The sequence below is a fragment of the Agromyces sp. NPDC058064 genome, from assembly GCF_042885275.1.
Classification (GTDB): Bacteria; Actinomycetota; Actinomycetes; order Actinomycetales; family Microbacteriaceae; genus Agromyces.
Map to the genome: position 1 here is coordinate 704,353 of NZ_JBHVSE010000002.1, position 16,038 is coordinate 720,390.

Sequence of the window (16,038 nt, forward strand, 5' to 3'; positions counted from 1 at the left end):
GGATGCCCCGTCGCGGGCCTCATTCCGGCCCCGCAGCACCCCGGCATGGGAGAATGGGCGGGTGACCAACCAGACGCCGTACGGTGGCCGTGCCGGCCGCGAGCTCCCGACGCTGCCGAAGGGCGAGACCGTGGCGAGCTTCGAGACCTACGCCGAGGCGCAGGCCGCGGTCGACCAGCTCTCGAAGGCCGAGTTCCCCGTGAAGGAGCTCGCGATCGTCGGCACCGACCTCACGAGCGTCGAGCGCATCACCGGCAGGCTCACCTGGAGCCGCGCCGCCGGGGCCGGCGCGCTGTCGGGTGCGTGGTTCGGCCTCTTCCTCGGGCTCCTGTTCTTCATCTTCGCCCCGTCGGGCGCCTCGCTGGGCATCCTCGGCGCCGCGGTGCTCATCGGCGCCGGCTTCGGCATGATCTTCAGCGTCGTCTCGTACTCGGTCAACCGCCGCCGGCGCGACTTCACCTCGGTCATGCAGGTGCTCGCCACCCGCTACGCGATCATCGCCGAGCCCGCCCACGTGGCGCGGGCCCGCAACGTGCTCGGCACCTCCGGCCAGGTGTTCCCGCCCGCACCGGGGCAGACGACCGTCGTCGTCGCGCCGCCGGCCGCACCGGCCGCACCCGCCGAGCCGACGGTTTCCGCCGGCACGAACGCGGCGAACGCCGACGGCGCCGACGGCGCCGACGGCGAGGCATCCGCACCGGCCGCCCCTGCCGAGGAGGCTCCTCGCGGGCTCACCTACGGCGAGGCCCAGGACGCCGCACGTCGCGCCGCGCGCGAGGCCCGTGAGGCCGAGCAGCGCGCCCGTCGCGCCGCCGAGGCCGGCGACCGCGAGGCGTAAGCCCGCCCGAGCCGTCTCGTCGGCCCAGGGGCCCGGCGCACCTTCTCCGGTGCGGTCGGGGGCCCGGCCCTCTCCCAGACTCGCGATATATCGTGTCGCCATGACGCGCACTGAGCCGGACGACCCGGGGCCGGGACTCGAACTCGAGATCGACCGCGAGATCGCCGAGGGCGAGCGGGCCGACCGGCCGCTGCGGCGCCTGCTCCGGGGCATCCGCGCCCGTCTGGACGACCGGCCGGTGCTGCGTCGCGTCTACCGCGTGATTGTCGGCGTGCTCGGCGGCGTCATCGCGGTCGGCGGGCTGCTGCTCGTGCCGCTGCCCGGCCCCGGCTGGCTCGTCGTGTTCGTCGGCCTCGCCGTCCTCGGCACCGAGTTCGCGTGGGCGAAGCGCCTCGCCGCGTTCATCAAACGGCTCCTCGCCCGCTTCTGGGCCTGGTGGCGGGCCCGCCGCGCTGCGCGCGCGGCGAACCCGGCCTCCTGAGTCGACCCGGCGTCAGCCGCGCGCGCCCTGCACCCACGCCTCGACGGCATCGACGGTGCGGGGGATGCGCACCGAGAGGTTCTCGGCGCCGTCGGCGGTCACGAGGATGTCGTCCTCGATGCGGACGCCGATGCCGCGGAACTCGGCCGGGACCGTCAGGTCGTCGGGCTGGAAGTAGAGGCCCGGCTCGATCGTGAAGATCATGCCGGCCTCGATGACGCCGTCCATGTAGAGCTCGCGGCGGGCCTGCGCGCAGTCGTGCACGTCGAGGCCGAGGTGGTGGCTCGTGCCGTGCACCATGTACCGGCGGTGGAACTGGTTCTCGGGCTCGAGCGACTCCTCGGCCGACACCGGCAGGAAGCCCCACTCGGCGGTCTTGCGCGCGATGACCTGCATCGCCGCGGCGTGCACCTCGCGGAACACGATGCCCGGCTTCACGATCGCGAACGCGGCGTCGGCCGCTTCGAGCACGGCCTCGTAGACCTGTCGCTGCACCGCCGAGAAGGTGCCGTTGACCGGGAAGGTGCGCGTGATGTCGGCCGTGTAGTACGAGTCCATCTCGACGCCCGCGTCGAGCAGCACGAGGTCGCCCGGCACGACGGGGCCGTCGTTGCGGGTCCAGTGCAGGATGGTCGCGTGCGGGCCGGCCGCCGCGATCGAGCCGTAGCCGACGTCGTTGCCGTCGAGGCGGGCGCGGGTCGCGAAGACGCCCTCGATGACGCGTTCTCCGCGCACCTCGGCGGTGATGCGGGGGAGCTCGGCGAGCACCTCGCCGAAACCGCGCTCGGTCGCGTCGATCGCGGCGCGCATCTCGGCGATCTCGTAGTCGTCCTTCACGAGGCGCAGCTCGCTCACGACGCGGGCGAGCTCGCCGTCGGGCTCGTGCTCGCCGCCGACCTCGAGCGAGAACGCCGAGTCCTGCGCGTTCTCGCTGAGCACGCGCTCGGCGGCGAAGCGGATGCGGGCGTGGTCGATGCGCTCGGTCACGGCGGCGTCGGCCTCGCGGACGACGAGCGTCGCGGTGTCGACGGCGTCGACGACCGCGTCGAAGTCGTGGATGTCGCGGGTCGCGACGGCGAGGTCGGCCGCGACGTGCGCGAGGGAGGGACGGGGCCCGATCCAGAACTCGCCGATCGCGGCGTTGGCGTAGAACTCCTCGGAGTCGCGGCCCGCGCGCTCGCGGAAGTACACCGTCGCCTCGTGGCCGGAGTCGCCGGTCGGCTCGAGCACGAGCAGGGCGCCCGGCTCCGAGTCGGAGCCCCAGCCCGTGAGGTGCGCGAACGCCGAGTGCGCGCGGTACGGGTAGTCGGTGTCGTTCGCGCGCTGCTTCATGTCGCCAGCGGGGATGATGAGGCGCTGGCCGGGGAACGCGGCCGAGACCTTCGCACGGCGCTCGGCTGCGTGGGCGGCCTGCGGCCTGGCCTGCGGCAGCGCCTCGTCGCGCTCGGCCCAGCCGGTGCCGATGAAGTTCTTGAAACCCTCTGAGCCCGGCGTCGTCGAGCGGTTCGCGTTGCGCCCGGCCTCGTCGCCGTTCGTGGTGGCCGGAGCCGCGGTCTCAGTGGTGGAGGTGTCGCTCGAGTTCGCCATGCCTCCATTCTCGCACCGCCCGCTGCGCGCCGAGCCGCCGCGGAGCGCGCCGAGCCATCGGCGGAGGGAGCCGCGCGAACGGCTCAGCCGGCGCGGACGAGCGTCGCCGCGATCGGACGGTGGTCGCTGCCCGCGTCGTCGAGGGTGCCGATCACCTCGAAGCGCTCGACCGTCCAGCCGGGCGTCGCCATCACGTGGTCGATCGGGCTGCCGAGCAGCTCGGGCACGCTCGCCGGCCAGGTGCCGAGCGCCGCCGAGCGGGCCGCGGCCGCGGCATCCCGGCACCGGCCCAGGTCGCCGCCGTCGACGCCGCGGCCGGCGAAGTGGTCGACCGTCGCGTTGAAGTCGCCCGCCATGATCACGTTCTCGCCCGTGCACTGCTCGGCGAGCCAGTCGAGATCGCTGCGCCAGTTGCGCAGCTCCCAGCGGATCGGCGCGACCGCGTGCACGGCGACGATGCGGGGCCCGTCGCCCGAGACGGGGTCGGCGACGACGCTCGGCAGCGTGTTCGTGTTGCCGGGCGGGCCGGGCGCCTCGGCGGAGACGACCTCGTAGTCGCCGAGCTCGGGGCTGATCAGCAGCGTCGTCGACCTGGCCTTCGCCACGTCGTCGTAGGCGAGCGTGTGCACCCACATGGGCGCCCCGCCCTCGCGCATCGCGATCGCCACCTCCTCGCCGAGCGGGTCGGTGGTCTCGGGCAGCACGACGACGTCGGCGCCCTCGTCGAGGGCGAGGCCCGCGATGGTCGACGCGTCGGGCACCTCGCCGAGGGTGTTCCACGCCAGCACCGTCACCGAATCGGGCGGGGCCGCGCCGACGGCGTCCACGCTGCCGGCGCCGCGCACCGCGAGCACCGCGACGTTGCCGCCCGCGAAGAGGGCGAAGACGACGGCCATCGCGATCGCGAAGCGGCGCGAGCGGCGGGGGATCGCGAGGAGCGCGAAGACCACCGCGGCGACGCCGCCGCAGACCGCGGCCACCCCGCGAAGGGCGACCACATGGGCCGCGATCCACTGGTTCTGCAGGCCGAACGCCTGCGGCCAGACGAGCACGAGCGCGGCGGCGGCGGTGCCGAGTACGACGACCCAGCCGAGGATGCGGGGGAGCATTCCATCCACACTAGGTGCATCGACTCTGGGAACGCCCGGTGAACACCGCGCGCCCGCCGCTCCGCCGCGGGGCGTCGATAGCATTGGGGGATGTCCGATGCCCGCGCCGTTCCCGGCGAAGCCGACCTGCACACCCACTCGACGGTGTCGGACGGCACGGAGGCGCCCGCCGAGCTCATGCGGCAGGCGGCCGCGGCCGGGCTCTGGGGCGTCGCGCTCACCGACCACGACTCGACGAGCGGCTGGGCCGAGGCAGCCGCCGCGGTCGACGAGACCGGGGTCGCCCTCATCCCCGGCATGGAGCTGTCGACGCGCGAGGGCTTCGCGAGCGTGCACTTGCTCGGCTACCTGATCGACCCGCTCGACGAGTCGCTCCTCGCCGAGACGGCGCGCATCCGCGAGTCGCGCCTCACGCGGGCCGAGCAGATCGTGCGCCGCATCGGGCGCGACTACGACCTCAGCTGGGACGACGTGCTCGCCCAGACCGCCGAGGGTGCGACGATCGGGCGCCCGCACATCGCCGACGCCCTCGTCGCCCGCGGCCTCGTCGAGACGCGGTCGGCCGCGTTCTCCGGCATCCTGCACCCGAGCGCCGGCTATGCGCAGCCGCACTACGCGCCCGACCCGCTCACCGGGGTCCGCCTCATCCGCGAGGCCGGCGGCGTGCCGGTGCTCGCGCACCCGGGCACGCGAGGCGCCGAGCGGATCGTGCCGCCCAAGCGCCTCGGCCAGCTCGTCGACGCCGGGCTCTTCGGGCTCGAGGTCGACCACCCCGAGAACCAGGCGGACGCGAAGCCCCGGCTGCGGGAGCTCGCCGCGAGGTTCGGGCTCGCGATCACCGGCTCGAGCGACTACCACGGCACCGGCAAGACGAATCGCCTGGGCGAGTGCCGCACCGCGCCCGACGTCGTCGCGCGGCTCGTCGCCGAGGGGCGCGGGGCCGCGGTGGTGCTGCCGCCCGCTGTGCGGGAGATGTAGCCGCGCGGCTCGGCTTCTTCGCTTCAACAGGACGAGCGCGCCGGCACGCCCCGGAGCGGGGGTGCCGACGCGCTCGTCCTGTCGGAGATTCGGCGCGGGGGCCGTGGGGCCCCGGCCGCCTAGACCTGCGGCGCGGCCGGAGCCGAGCCTGCGGCGCCCGTGCGCCCGGCACCGCCGCGACGGCGGCGACGACGCGGAGCGGGCTTGCCGTCGTGGTGCTCGTGGCCCTTGCCGTCGTGGGTGCCGGTGCCCGGCTCCTTGACGGCGGGGGCGTCGCCCGCGGCATCGGCCTTCGCCGGCGCCGACTCGCCCGTGGTGGGCTCGCCCGCGCGCGTGCGGCGACGGTTGCGGGTGCGCGGTGCGCGCTCGCCGTCGCCCTCGCGGCGCTCGCCGTTGCCCTCGCGACGGCCGCCGCGGTCGCTGCGGCCGGCGGTGCTCGAGCGCGTCGCGCTGGCCGCGGGGGCGGCCGGCTTCAGGCGGCCCTTGGTGCCGGCGGGGATGTCGAGGTCGGTGAAGAGGTGCGGGCTCGACGAGTAGGTCTCGGTCGGTTCGGGCTGGCCGAACTCGAGGGCGCGGTTGATGAGCGCCCACTTGTGCAGGTCGTCCCAGTCGACGAACGTGACGGCGATGCCCGTCTTGCCGGCGCGGCCCGTGCGGCCCGCGCGGTGCAGGTACGTCTTGTCGTCGTCGGGGATCGTGTGGTTGATGACGTGCGTGACGTCGTCGACGTCGATGCCGCGCGCCGCGACGTCGGTCGCGATGAGCACGTCCTTCTTGCCGGCCTTGAAGGCCGCCATCGCGCGCTCGCGCTGGTCCTGGTTGAGGTCGCCGTGCACCGCCGCGGCGTTGAAGCCGCGGTCGTTGAGCTCCTCGACGAGCTTGGCGGCCGCACGCTTGGTGCGCGTGAAGATGACGGTCTTGCCGCGGCCCTCGGCCTGGAGGATGCGCGCGATCACCTCGTCCTTGTCGAGCGAGTGCGCGCGGTACACGAGGTGCTTGATGTTCGCCTGGGTGAGGCCCTCGTCGGGGTCGTTCGCGCGGATGTGGATCGGCTTCGACATGAAGCGGCGCGCGAGCGCGACGATCGGGCCGGGCATGGTCGCCGAGAAGAGCATGGTGTGACGCACGGCCGGCACCTTGGAGAAGATCTTCTCGATGTCGGAGAGGAAGCCGAGGTCGAGCATCTTGTCGGCCTCGTCGAGCACGATCTCCTGCACCTCGCCGAGGTTCAGGAGGCGCTGGCTCGCGAGGTCGAGGAGACGCCCCGGGGTGCCGACGACGATCTGGGCGCCGGCCTTGATCTGCTCGATCTGGCCTTCGTACGCCTTGCCGCCGTAGATCGAGACGATCTTGGTGGGGCGGTTCGAGGTGGCGAGCTCGAGGTCTTCGGAGACCTGCACCGCGAGCTCGCGGGTCGGCACGACCACGAGCGCCTTGACGCCGGGGGCGGGGTCGTCGCCGAGCCGCTGGATCAGCGGGAGGCCGAACCCGAAGGTCTTGCCGGTGCCGGTCTTCGCCTGGCCGATGATGTCCTGGCCCGAGAGGGCGAGGGGGATGGTCTGCTCCTGGATGGGGAAGGCATCGACGATGCCCTTCCCGGCGAGTGCGTCGACGATGTCGGACGCGATGCCGAGGTCGGTGAAGGTGGTCACAAATCTGCCTGTCGGTCGTGCTTCGGGAATGAAGGTCGTGAGGTGCGCCTCGACTTCAACCCCGGGCGCACGGCCGCGGATCCGATGTCCGCATGCCCTTACACCCTATCGGAGAGTCCCTGTGCGCCTCGGATAGGCTGTGTTCGTGGTGTTCTGGTCCAGCAGGCGCGGTGCGCGCCCCGAGCTTCCGCGGCTGCGACCCCGGGTCGCCCCGACGGAGGTCACGAAGGTCGACTTCTCCGAGCTCGTGCCCGAGCCCGTGCCGTTCCTCGGGCAGGCCGCGTACATCCAGCTCGAGTTCTTCGAGAGCCTGTCGACCGCCGTGGTCGGCGCTCCGTCGATGCGCTCGAAGGAGGGGCTGAGCGCCGCAGCCGGCGTCGCCCTCCGCCGCCACCACGAGCTCATCGCCGAGCTGCGTCACCTCGGCGTCGAGCCCGAGGCGGTCATGGTGCCGTTCGCGCCCGCGACCGATCGGCTCGGCGAGTCGACGGCCGGTGCCGACTGGCACGAGCTGCTGCTCGGCGTGCACGTCACCTCGGGCATGCTCGACGACTACTTCTCGCGCCTCGCCGAGGGGCTTCCCACGGTGCTCGGCGCACGCGTCCGCGGCATCCTCGCCGAGGGCGGCATCGCCGAGGTGCTCGAGGCCGAGCTGCGCGCCGCGATCGAGGCCGAACCGGGCCTCGCCGATCGGCTCGCGCTGTGGGGCCGCAGCATCGTCGGCGACACCCTGCTCGTCGCCCGTTCGGCGCTGCGCGCCTCGGAGTCGGCGGATCGCACCGCCGGCGAGCGGGTCGAGCCGGTCTTCACCGAGCTCATCGCCGAGCACACGCGTCGCATGGACGCGCTCGGGCTCACGGCCTGACGCGGTTCGGCCCGAACGGGGCGCCCGGGCAGATGCGATCGCCGGATGCCACGAGGGCGGGCCGTGTCGCCGGTGCGAGCCGCTCGCGGCCCGCACCGAGCGGGTCGAATGCCACGAGGGCGGGCCGTGTCGCCGGTGCGAGCCGCTCGCGGCCCGCACCGAGCGAGTCAGGCGCGGCTGGCGCCCGGGCGGGAGAGGCGCTCGAAGAGCGCGGCATCCGCCTTCTGCCGGCCGGGGCCGATGAGGTAGGCCGCCGCGGCCGAGGCGAGGCCGGCCGCGACGAGCGAGACCACCCAGATCCACCCGCCGTCCCACGCCCAGCCGAGCCACGTCAGCCCGACCCACACGACGGCGGCGACGGCCGCGCCGATCGAGGGCACGAGCGCGACGCCGCGCATCTGGCGGTAGGGGAGCGCGAAGTGCGCGGCGATGCCGAGGATGGCGCCGCCGAGGGTGATGAAGAGGAGCTCCATCGTCAGGCGACGAAGCCGACGCGACGCGACTCTTCCGAGCCGATCTCGACGTAGGCGAGCGCTGCGGCGGGCACCACGAAGACCGTGCCCTTGTCGTCGGCGAGCTTGAGCAGGGGAGACTGCCCGGCGAGGGCCGCCGCGACCGCCTGCTCGACCTCTGCGGCCGACTGCGAGGTCTCGAACCCGAGTTCACGGGGAGAGTTCTGGATGCCGATGCGAACGTCCACGGTGCGCCTTTCTGCTCTTGCTCAAACCCTACACATCGTGCCGTGCCGAGCCGTTCGCGTTCACTGTCGGCGGAACGGGTTAACGTTGCCGACATGCAGGGCACCCGAACCGTTCCAGATCTCGTGCGCGACCTCTCGGGCGGCGCTCACGCGGCGGTCTTCGGGGCACCCGGCAGCGGCAAGACGGGCCTCGCGATCGAGCTCGTCGCCGACCGCATCGAACGGCTCGGCCACTCGAGCGACGAGGTGCTCGTCGTCTCGGCGACCCGCACCGCGGCGACCGCGCTCCGGGACGCGCTCGCCGTGCGCCTCGGCCTCACGACGCGCGGCCCGCTCGCCCGCACCGCGAACTCGATCGCGTTCCAGCTCGTGCGCGCGTACACGGGCGCCTCGGTGACGCTGCTCACGGGCGCCGAGCACGACCACATCGTCGGCGAGCTGCTCGACGGCGGCATCCGCGACGGCTTCGGCCCCGAGTGGCCCGACCCGCTCACGCCCGAGGTGCGTGTGCTGCGCGGGTTCCGCACCGAGCTGCGCGACCTGCTCATGCGCGCCGTCGAGCACGGCGTCGACGCCGAGGCGCTCGCCCGGCTCGGTCGGCGCTGCGAGCGCCCCGAGTGGGTTGCGGCGGCCGACTTCCTCGCCGAGTACGACGAGGTGAAGGCCCAGCTGCGCCCCGACCAGTTCGACTCCGCCGAGCTCGCGGCCTTCGCGGCGGCCGTGGTGCGCCGAAGCGTCGACGACGCCGGTGCCGCAGCCGCGCTCGGCCTGCTCGCCCGCCTCAGGCTCATCGTCGTCGACGACGCCCAGGAGGCCACCGAGGCCACCGCCGCACTCCTCGGCGCCTTCGCCGCGCGCGGGGTCCAGGTGATCGCGATCGGCGACCCCGACGTCGCGAGCAACGGCTTCCGCGGCGGGCGGCCCGAGCTGCTCGGCGCCCTCTCGAACGTGCTCGACGGGGCGCAGGTCGAGCGGCACGTGCTGCCCGTCGTGCACCGCGGCACGGCCGAGCTCCGCGCCGTCGTGCAGTCCGCGACCGCTCACATCGGCGCGGCCCTCGGCGGCGCCCACCGGGTCGCCACGGTGGCGGGGGCCGATGACGCCTCGGCGGGCTCGGCGCCGCAGGGCCGGGCCGCCCGCACCCCGGCCGGGCCGACGCGGGCGTCGCTCGCACCCGTCCTCGGCATCGAGGCGCCCTCGCACGCCGCCGAGTGCCGCGCCGTGGCCGCCGTGCTCCGCGAGCGCCACCTCCTCGACGGCGTCCCGTGGTCCGAGATGGCGGTCGTCCTCCGCTCCGGCGGCGACGTGCCGGCCTTCGAGCGCGGGCTCGCGCTCGCCGAGGTGCCGACCGCCGGCAGCGCGGCGCGCACCGCGCTCCGCGACGCCCCGGCCGCCGCGGCCCTGCTCACGGCCGCCTCGCTCGTGCTCGAGCGCGAGCCGCTCACCGCCGAGCTCGCGGTCGCGCTGCTCACCGGGCCCATTGGGCGCCTCGACGGCGTGGGGCTCCGACGCCTGCGGCTCGCCCTCCGCCACGAGGAGCTCGCGAACGGCGGCGACCGCACGGGCGACGAGCTGCTCGTCGAGGCGCTCGGCGCGCCGGGCGGCTTCGACTCGATCGACGCGGCCCCGGCCCGGCGCGCCGCACGGCTCGCACGGCTCGTCGCCAAGGCGCGTGCCGAGGCCGTGCGCGGCCGCACCGTCGAAGAACTGCTCTGGGTCCTCTGGGAGGGCAGCGGCCTCGCCGCCGAGTGGGGGGCGCAGGCGGCGGGCACCGGCGTGCTCGCCGACGAGGCGAACCGCTCGCTCGACGCCGCGGTGGCGCTCTTCGCCGCCGCGCAGCGCTTCGTCGAGCGCGAGCCCGACGCCCCCGCGGTGCGGTTCGTCGACGAGGTGCTCGCGAGCGAGCTGCCCGAAGACTCGCTCGCGCCGCAGCGCAGCGCCGAGACGGTGCTCGTGACGACGCCGCCGGCGCTCATCGGGCGCTCGTTCGAGGTGGTCGTCGTCGCGGGCCTCCAAGACGGGGTCTGGCCGAACCTCCGTCCACGCGGCACCCTGCTGCATGCCGGGCTCCTCGCGCGCACCGCCGCGGCCGTGCGCGCGGGCGAGCCGCTGCCGACCGTCGAATCCGTGCCCGAGGCGCGCATCGCCGTGCGCAGCGACGAGCTGCGCCTGTTCGCGCTCGCCGCGTCGCGCGCCGAACGCCAGCTCGTGCTCAGCTGCACCGCGAACGACGACGAGCAGCCCTCGATGCTCATGGGCTACGCGCCCGATCGGCTGCGCGCGCCGCGCGGCCGTCCGCTGCACCTCCGGGGCCTCGTCGGTGCGCTCCGGCGCGAGACGGCGGCGTCGCCCGCGGGGGAGGCGCCGGCCGCGCTCGCGCTGCTCGCCGAGGCCGGCGTTCCCGGCGCCCACCCCGACGACTGGTACGGGCTGGCTGCGCCCTCGACGACGGCGCCCCTCGTCGACCTCGAGGGCGACCCCGACGCGGTCGTGGCCGTCTCCCCGTCGCAGATCGATCGCGTCGAGGAGTCGCCGCTCGGCTGGTTCATCGACCACGTGGCGTCGCCGCCGTCGGGCATCGCCGCCTCGATCGGCACGATCGTGCACGCCGTGGTCGAGGAGGCCGGGGCGCGAGACGACGGCGACACGAGCATCGAGACGCTGTGGGCGGGCGTCGAGGAGCGCCTGCGCGACATCCGCTTCGAGGCGGGCTGGGTCGCCGAGCGCGAGCGGCGCGGCGCGCGGCGGATGACCGAGGGCGCGGCCGACTACCTCGCCGGCTTCGCCGACGACGGCAAGGTGCTGCTCGAGGCGGAGGGTCGGTTCTCGCTCGAGCTCGGGCGCGTGCGCATCACGGGCACGATCGACCGGGTCGAGGCTTCGGGCGACGGCACGACGGTCATCGTCGATCTGAAGACGGGTCGCACGCCGCCGACGGCCGCGCAGACGGCCGCGCATCCGCAGCTGGCCGCCTACCAGCTGGCCGCTCGCGCCGGCGCGGTGCCGAACCGCGGCGTCCTCGGCGGGGCGAAGCTCGTCTACCTCGCGAAGCCGGCCTCGGGCAACGGCTACACCGAGCGGGCGCAGCAGCCGTTCGACGACGAGGCGGAGGCGGAGTTCCGAGAGCGGCTCGATGCGGTCGCTCGCACGATGGCCGGCGGTGCGTTCGACGGGCCGGCCGAGCTCGGCTTCGGCTCTCGCTTCGGGGCCTGGCAGTATCGGGTGCACCTCGTGCCGGCGGTGTCGGCGTGAGCGGGCCGGCGCTGAGCGCGCTCGAGATCGCCACCCGCCTCGGCCTGCACGCACCGACGCCCGAGCAGCGCGCGGTCATCGAGGCCGATCCGCACGGCCAGAGCATCGTCGTCGCCGGTGCCGGCAGCGGCAAGACCGAGACGATGGCGAACCGCGTGGTGTGGCTCCTCGCGAACGGGCATGTCGAGGTGCCCGAGGTGCTCGGCCTCACCTTCACCCGCAAGGCCGCGGGCGAGCTGGCCGAGCGCGTGCGCGATCGGGTGGCGCAGCTCGTCGGCGAGGGCATCGCCGCCGTCGCGCTCGACCCGATCGAGTCGGCGGCGGTCGGCACCTACAACGCCTTCGCGAGCTCGATCTACCGCGAGCACGCGATGCTCATCGGGCGCGAGCCCGATGCCTCGGTGCTCGGCGAGGCCGCGGCCTGGCAGCTCGCGCGCGGGGTCGTGGCCGCCTCGGCCGACCCCAGGCTCGTCGAGCTCGACGCCTCCCTCGAGAAGGTCACCGGGGCCGTGCTCGGCCTCAGCCGGGCGCTCGCCGAGAACGTGGCCGAGAGCCGCGACGTGCGCGTGATGGTGCGCGACTTCCTCCAGATGGAGGGGCTGCCGATCGAGGCGCCCCGCAAGCGCACCGACTTCGCGACGTTCGTCGACGCGCTGGGCGTCGTCGGCGCGCTGCCGCCGCTCCTCGAGCTCGCCGACGCCTACGCCACGGTCAAGCAGCAGCGCGGATTCGTCGAGTTCTCCGACCAGGTCTCGCTCGCACTCGCGATCTGCGAGCGACACCCCGAGGTCGTCGCCGCGCACCGCGAGCGCTACCGCACGGTCCTGCTCGACGAGTACCAGGACACGAGCGTCGTGCAGACACGCCTGCTCTCGGTGCTCTTCGGCGGCCACGCCGTCATGGCCGTCGGCGACCCCGACCAGTCGATCTACGGCTGGCGCGGCGCGAGTGCCGCGAACCTCGCCCGCTTCGGGCGCGACTTCGCGGCCGGCGGCGATGCGGCCGTCTACGACCTCTCGACGAGCTGGCGCAATCCCCGCATCGTGCTCGACGCCGCGAACGCGCTCATCGCCCCGCTCGACGCGGGCATCCCGAAGGCGCCGCTCAGCGCGTCGCCGTTCGCCGGGCCGGGGCGCCTCGACGTGGGCTGGAGCGAGACCATCGACGACGAGGCGGCGTCGGTCGCCGACTGGTTCGCGAAGCGGCTCGGCCGCGCAGGCGAGGGCGCGAGCGGGGCGCTGCTCTGCCGCACCTTCGCCAACGTCGACGTGTTCACCGAGGCGCTGCGCGCACGCGGGGTGCCTGTGCACGTGCTCGGCATGGCGGGGCTGCTCGACCAGCCGGTCATCGCCGACCTCGTGTGCGTGCTCCGCGTCGTGCACGACCCGTCGGCCGGGTCCGAGCTCGTCCGGGTGCTCGGCGGCGCCCGCTGGCGCATCGGCCCCGCCGACCTCGACGCCCTGCGCTCGCTCGCCAAGTGGCTCGCCGATCGCGACCTCGCCAACCGGCGCCTCGCCGACGAGGTCCGGCGCGGCCTGCGCACCTCGATCGCCGTCGACGAGTCGCCGTCGATCGTCGACGCCCTCGACTTCCTCCTCACCGCACCCGACGAGCACTCGGCGCTCCGCGGCTTCAGCGAGACGGGGCTCGCACGCATGCGGCGCGCGGGGGCCCAGCTCCAGGCGCTCCGCCGCCGCGCGGGCCTCGGGCTCATCGACTTCGTGAGCCTCGTGCAGCAGGAGCTGCTGCTCGACCTCGAGGTGGCGGCCAACGCCGAGCAGCCGCTCGGCGCGCCGAGCCTCGAGGCGTTCGACGAACTGCTCATCGGCTTCGTCGAGATGAGCGAGCAGCCGACGCTCGGGGCCTTCCTCACCTGGCTCACCGAGGCCGAGCAGCGCGACCGGCTCTCGCCCCGCCAGGACGAGCCCGAGCCCGGTGCCGTGCAGGTGCTCTCGATCCACGGATCGAAGGGCCTCGAATGGGACCTCGTGGCGATCCCGCGCATGGTCGACGCCGAGGTGCCGTCGAAGCCGCGTTCGACGAAGGGGTGGCTCGCGTTCGGCGAGCTGCCGAACGAGTTCAAGGGCGACGCCGACGAGCTGCCCGAGCTGCAGTGGCGCGGCGTGCAGAGCCAGGCCGAGTTCGACGCCGCCGTCTCGGCGTTCGCCGACGAGAATCGCGAGCGCCACGCCGAGGAGGAGCGCCGCCTCGCCTACGTCGCGCTGACGCGCGCCCGCACCGAACTGCTGCTCACCGGTTCGTGGTGGTCGACGCAGAAGGCGCCGCGCCAGCCGAGCCCGTTCCTGCGCGAGCTCGTGCAGGCGGGCGTCGTGCCGCTCGACGTCCTCCCGGGGGCGCCGGAGCACGATGAGAACCCGCGCACGGGCACGGCCGAGCGCGCGAGCTGGCCGCTCGACCCCCTCGGCCACCGGCGCGCGGCCGTCGAGGCGGCGGCCGAGGCCGTGCGCACCGCCGCCCTCCGGCCGAGCGGTGCGGGCATCGGTCCGCGTCTCGCCGACGAGCTCCGGCTGCTGCTCGAAGAGCGCCGACGCCGCCACGAGCCGGCGGAGGCGCCCGACATCCCCGTGCGCGTGCCCGCGTCGCGGTTCAAGGACTACGTCGACGACCCGCTCGCGGTCGCCGCGGGGCTCCGGCGGCCCATGCCGCAGCGACCGTTCCGGGCGACGCGCATCGGCACGCTCTTCCACGAGTGGGTCGAGCAGCGCGCGCTCGCCGCGGTCGACGAGTTCGACGGACTCGACGGCCTCGGCCCGGGCTCATGGGACGACGGATCCGACCGATCCGACGACGTCGGCCGATCCGTCGACGGCGTCGACGGTTTCGACGGTTTCGACGGCTTCGGCGGACTCGACGACCTCGACGCCCTCGGCGAGCACGGCGAGGGCGCCGGGCCCGACGACGAGACCGTCGCCGTCGACCCCGAGCGCGGCGACATCGCACCCGAGCGCCTCCGCGCGCTCCAGGCCACCTTCGCCGCCTCCGAGTGGGGCGACCGCAGGCCGGCCGCCGTCGAGCTCGAGCTGCACCTCCCCATCGGCGGCAACGTCTTCGTGTGCAAGCTCGACGCCGTCTACGACATCGCGCCCGAGTCCGAGCTCGGTGCCCGTGGCATCCGCGTGCAGGTCGTCGACTGGAAGACGGGCAAGGCACCTCGCGACGCGCGCGACCTCGAGCTCAAGCAGACCCAGCTCGCGCTCTACCGCCTCGCGTACGCGAGCTGGGCCGGGGTCGACCCCGCCGTCGTCGACGCCGTCTTCTACTTCGTCGAGGACGACCGGGTCATCAGGCCCGACCGGATCTACGACGAGGCGGAGTTGCGGCGCGCCTGGTCGTCGGTGACCTCGTCCGACGGTGCACCGGTCGAGCCCTCGTCGCCGCGGGCGTGATCGCGCTCCGACCCGCGCGAGCCGCCGTCGGGTGCCGCGTCGCCCCAGTCGCTGAGGTCGAGCGGGATCGGCGCCGTGGCATCCATGGGCGGTGCCCCGGCCGAGCGGGGCTCGTGCCGGTCGAGCTCCGAGAAGTCGTAGCTGTCGGTGAGCATCGCCCCGCCGCGCTCGGCGGGAAGCCGGTCGAGCGGGGTCTCGTCGAGCATCCGCTCGACGTCGCCGACGGCGAGGATCGGGCCCGTGTCGGGCGAGAGCGGCTCGCTCGAATGGTCGTGGACGCTCTCGACGAGCCCGTCGAGGAGGCCGACCGCGTCCTCGACGATCGCGTCGTCGCGCTCGTCGATGCCGTGCAGCAGCCATCGTGCGAGCTCGAGCTCGCCGTAGAGCAGGGCGCGCTGCGGCAGGTGCGCGTCGGCGCCGCCCGCGCGGGCCGCGATGTAGGCGCCGAGCGCGCGCTCGGCCGCGGCGCCGCGCGAGGTCAGCAGCCAGTGCAGGTCGCGCGCCGGATCGCCCTCCGCGAGCCCCGACCAGCCGATCACCCCGGTCACGGTCTCGCCGTCGTTCAGGATGGAGTCGGCGGTGAGCGTGCCGTGCACGACCGTCGGACGGAACCGCCAGAGCGTGTCGTCGTCGGTGGCCTCCTCCCAGCGGCGCAGGAGCGCCGCGGGGAGTCGCCCGGTGTCGGCGGCGCGGCCGATGAGGGCGACGACCGACTCACGGGTCTCCGCGGCATCCTGCCTGGTGAGGCCCGCGTCGCCGACGAACCCCGTCGGCAGGGAGTGGATCGCGGCGATCGCGAGGCCGACCGACTCGGCGAGCCGGTCGTGCGCGGTCAGCTGGTCGGCGGTCGAGACCGCCCCGGGGATGAAGTCGGTGACGACGGCGCGCGTGCCGTCGATGGGCGCCTGGCCGACGAACGACGGCACCGCGAAGTCGAGGCGGCCGCGGATGCCGGCCGTGAGGGCGCGGAGCGCCACGAGGTCGGCGGACTGCTCGGACTCCGCGGCCTGCGAACGCGGGACGCGGATGATGAGGTGGCGGTCGTCGGTGGTGCGGAACTCGACGGCGTCGAAGGCCCCGTGGCTGCGCCGCGTGTGCGCCCGCGCGGCGCTGACCTCGAGTCCGGGCACCGCTGCCGTGGCCAACGCGGCTAGAGTGAGAGGGGGTCT

At 74.6% G+C, this 16,038-nt stretch carries 12 protein-coding genes; 6 read left to right on the top strand and 6 right to left on the bottom strand.

The genetic code is table 11. The features are described 5' to 3' along the window. Positions 1 to 61 precede the first annotated feature (61 nt). Together ACFVSL_RS09170 and ACFVSL_RS09175 are read left to right on the top strand one after the other, a co-directional pair. Positions 62 to 838 (top strand): general stress protein, encoded by a 777-nt coding sequence (locus ACFVSL_RS09170; RefSeq protein WP_386940375.1) that lies wholly within the window; start codon positions 62 to 64, stop codon positions 836 to 838. Positions 839 to 938: 100 nt separating this feature from the next. Next, positions 939 to 1,319, top strand: coding sequence for a TIGR02611 family protein (locus ACFVSL_RS09175; RefSeq protein ID WP_386940377.1), 381 nt, complete (start codon positions 939 to 941; stop codon positions 1,317 to 1,319). 12 nt (positions 1,320 to 1,331) lie between these two features. Here the strand turns inward: ACFVSL_RS09175 and ACFVSL_RS09180 are convergent, their stop codons facing one another. After that, positions 1,332 to 2,906 carry an aminopeptidase P family protein gene (locus ACFVSL_RS09180; protein ID WP_386940379.1) on the bottom strand — a complete coding sequence of 525 codons (1,575 nt, stop codon included), beginning with the start codon at positions 2,904 to 2,906 and terminating at the stop codon, positions 1,332 to 1,334. A gap of 83 nt (positions 2,907 to 2,989) precedes the next feature. Beyond that, positions 2,990 to 4,015 (bottom strand): endonuclease/exonuclease/phosphatase family protein, encoded by a 1,026-nt coding sequence (locus ACFVSL_RS09185; protein WP_386940380.1) that lies wholly within the window; start codon positions 4,013 to 4,015, stop codon positions 2,990 to 2,992. A gap of 90 nt (positions 4,016 to 4,105) precedes the next feature. Here ACFVSL_RS09185 and ACFVSL_RS09190 point away from each other — a divergent pair, with 90 nt between their 5' ends. After that, positions 4,106 to 4,993 carry a PHP domain-containing protein gene (locus tag ACFVSL_RS09190; RefSeq protein ID WP_386940382.1) on the top strand — a complete coding sequence of 296 codons (888 nt, stop codon included), beginning with the start codon at positions 4,106 to 4,108 and terminating at the stop codon, positions 4,991 to 4,993. Positions 4,994 to 5,112: 119 nt separating this feature from the next. Here ACFVSL_RS09190 and ACFVSL_RS09195 read toward each other — a convergent pair whose 3' ends face one another. Then, positions 5,113 to 6,645 carry a DEAD/DEAH box helicase gene (locus ACFVSL_RS09195; protein WP_386940384.1) on the bottom strand — a complete coding sequence of 511 codons (1,533 nt, stop codon included), beginning with the start codon at positions 6,643 to 6,645 and terminating at the stop codon, positions 5,113 to 5,115. Positions 6,646 to 6,790: 145 nt separating this feature from the next. On the opposite strand from ACFVSL_RS09195, the gene ACFVSL_RS09200 reads away from it, so the two are divergent. Next, complete coding sequence (locus ACFVSL_RS09200) at positions 6,791 to 7,510, top strand: ferritin-like fold-containing protein (RefSeq protein WP_386940386.1); 720 nt, start codon at positions 6,791 to 6,793, stop codon at positions 7,508 to 7,510. Between the two features lie 167 nt (positions 7,511 to 7,677). Here the strand turns inward: ACFVSL_RS09200 and ACFVSL_RS09205 are convergent, their stop codons facing one another. Further along, on the bottom strand, positions 7,678 to 7,983 hold the full coding sequence (locus tag ACFVSL_RS09205; RefSeq protein ID WP_386940388.1) for a hypothetical protein: 306 nt from the start codon (positions 7,981 to 7,983) through the stop codon (positions 7,678 to 7,680). Between the two features lie 2 nt (positions 7,984 to 7,985). Then, positions 7,986 to 8,210, bottom strand: a complete 225-nt coding sequence (locus ACFVSL_RS09210) for a DUF3107 domain-containing protein (protein WP_026378876.1) — start codon at positions 8,208 to 8,210, stop codon at positions 7,986 to 7,988. A 93-nt stretch (positions 8,211 to 8,303) separates the two neighbouring features. On the opposite strand from ACFVSL_RS09210, the gene ACFVSL_RS09215 reads away from it, so the two are divergent. Both ACFVSL_RS09215 and ACFVSL_RS09220 read left to right on the top strand, forming a co-directional pair. Then, on the top strand, positions 8,304 to 11,462 hold the full coding sequence (locus ACFVSL_RS09215) for a PD-(D/E)XK nuclease family protein (RefSeq protein WP_386940391.1): 3,159 nt from the start codon (positions 8,304 to 8,306) through the stop codon (positions 11,460 to 11,462). After that, positions 11,459 to 14,869 carry a UvrD-helicase domain-containing protein gene (locus tag ACFVSL_RS09220; RefSeq protein ID WP_386940394.1) on the top strand — a complete coding sequence of 1,137 codons (3,411 nt, stop codon included), beginning with the start codon at positions 11,459 to 11,461 and terminating at the stop codon, positions 14,867 to 14,869. The genes ACFVSL_RS09215 and ACFVSL_RS09220 overlap by 4 nt, the downstream gene beginning before the upstream one ends. On the opposite strand, the gene ACFVSL_RS09225 is transcribed toward ACFVSL_RS09220, so the two are convergent. Then, the gene (locus ACFVSL_RS09225) at positions 14,782 to 16,014 is read right to left on the bottom strand and encodes a phosphotransferase (protein ID WP_386940395.1); all 1,233 of its coding nucleotides are present in this window, start codon (positions 16,012 to 16,014) and stop codon (positions 14,782 to 14,784) included. The genes ACFVSL_RS09220 and ACFVSL_RS09225 overlap by 88 nt on opposite strands. Positions 16,015 to 16,038 lie beyond the last annotated feature (24 nt).

Bases quoted from the DNA above. Each gene is read 5' to 3' on its own strand.
- ACFVSL_RS09175 (WP_386940377.1), top strand. From the start codon at position 939: ATGACGCGCACTGAGCCGGACGACCCGGGGCCGGGACTCGAACTCGAG.
- ACFVSL_RS09180 (WP_386940379.1), bottom strand. From the start codon at position 2,906: ATGGCGAACTCGAGCGACACCTCCACCACTGAGACCGCGGCTCCGGCC.
- ACFVSL_RS09185 (WP_386940380.1), bottom strand. From the start codon at position 4,015: ATGCTCCCCCGCATCCTCGGCTGGGTCGTCGTACTCGGCACCGCCGCC.
- ACFVSL_RS09190 (WP_386940382.1), top strand. From the start codon at position 4,106: ATGTCCGATGCCCGCGCCGTTCCCGGCGAAGCCGACCTGCACACCCAC.
- ACFVSL_RS09205 (WP_386940388.1), bottom strand. From the start codon at position 7,983: ATGGAGCTCCTCTTCATCACCCTCGGCGGCGCCATCCTCGGCATCGCC.
- ACFVSL_RS09215 (WP_386940391.1), top strand. From the start codon at position 8,304: ATGCAGGGCACCCGAACCGTTCCAGATCTCGTGCGCGACCTCTCGGGC.